General features: G+C 70.5%; 1 protein-coding gene. It reads right to left on the bottom strand.

Features of this window, described 5'->3' with window-relative positions:
- Positions 1 to 16: 16 nt before the first annotated feature.
- The coding region (locus tag CCN33_RS06530) for an ABC transporter ATP-binding protein (RefSeq protein WP_107483908.1) at positions 17 to 1,062 on the bottom strand (1,046 nt) is incomplete at its 5' end.

The following is a 1,062-nucleotide window of genomic DNA, read 5'->3' as shown; positions in this document are numbered from 1 at the left end:
ATCGACGAGACACCCCCTAGTCCTTGGAGGTGTCCTCCTCCAGCGCCGCCAGCGCCGGGTCCAGGATGATGTCCTCCTCGCGGGCCTCGGTCGTCGGCTCCTCCGGGAAGTGGCAGGCCGTCAGGTGGCCGGCCCGGTTCCCGGAGAGCTGGACCAGCGGCGGCTCCTCGGTCGCGCACTTGTCCTGCGCCTTCCAGCACCGGGTGCGGAAGCGGCAGCCCGACGGCGGGTCGATCGGGGACGGCACGTCACCGGCCAGCCGGATGCGCTCGCGGGCCGGGGCCTGCTCGCCCGCCACGCTCACCTCGGGCACGGCGGAGAGCAGTGCGTGGGTGTAGGGGTGCCGGGGGCGCGTGTAGATGGAGTCCCGGTCGCCCACCTCGATGATCTTGCCCAGGTACATCACCGCGACGCGCTGCGAGAAGTGCCGCACGATGGCGAGGTCGTGCGCGATGAACAGGAACGCGATGCCGAGTTCCCGCTGCACCTTCTGGAGCAGGTTCACCACCTGGGCCTGGATCGACACGTCCAGCGCGGAAACCGGCTCGTCCGCCACGATCAGCTTGGGCTCCAGGGCGAGCGCCCGCGCCACCCCGATGCGCTGGCGCTGGCCGCCGGAGAACTCGTGCGGGAAGCGGTTGAAGTGCTCGGGGTTGAGACCGACGATCTCCAGCAGCTCGCGCACCCGCTTCTCGCGGCCACCGGGCGGCTCGATGCCGTTGATCTCCATCGGCCCGGAGATGATCTTGCCGACGGTCTGGCGGGGGTTGAGGGAGGAGTACGGGTCCTGGAAGATCATCTGGATCTCGGACCGGATCGGCGCCAGCTCCCGGCGCGAGGCGCGGCTGATGTCCTTGCCCCGGTACGAGATCGTGCCCGCGGTCGGCTCCATCAGCCGGGTGATCAGCCGGCCCGTGGTCGACTTGCCGCAGCCCGACTCACCGACCAGCCCGAAGCTCTCGCCCACCCGCACCGACAGGTCGATGCCGTCCACCGCCTGGACCGCGCCGATGGTCCGCCGGATGGGGAAGCCTCCCTTGACCGGGAAGTGCTTGGTCAGCC

It is taken from the genome of Streptomyces recifensis (assembly GCF_002154615.1).
GTDB lineage: Bacteria > Actinomycetota > Actinomycetes > Streptomycetales > Streptomycetaceae > Streptomyces > Streptomyces griseoluteus.
Note: the sequence above shows the minus strand (reverse complement) of the source record. Positions and strands in the feature narration are given on the sequence as shown.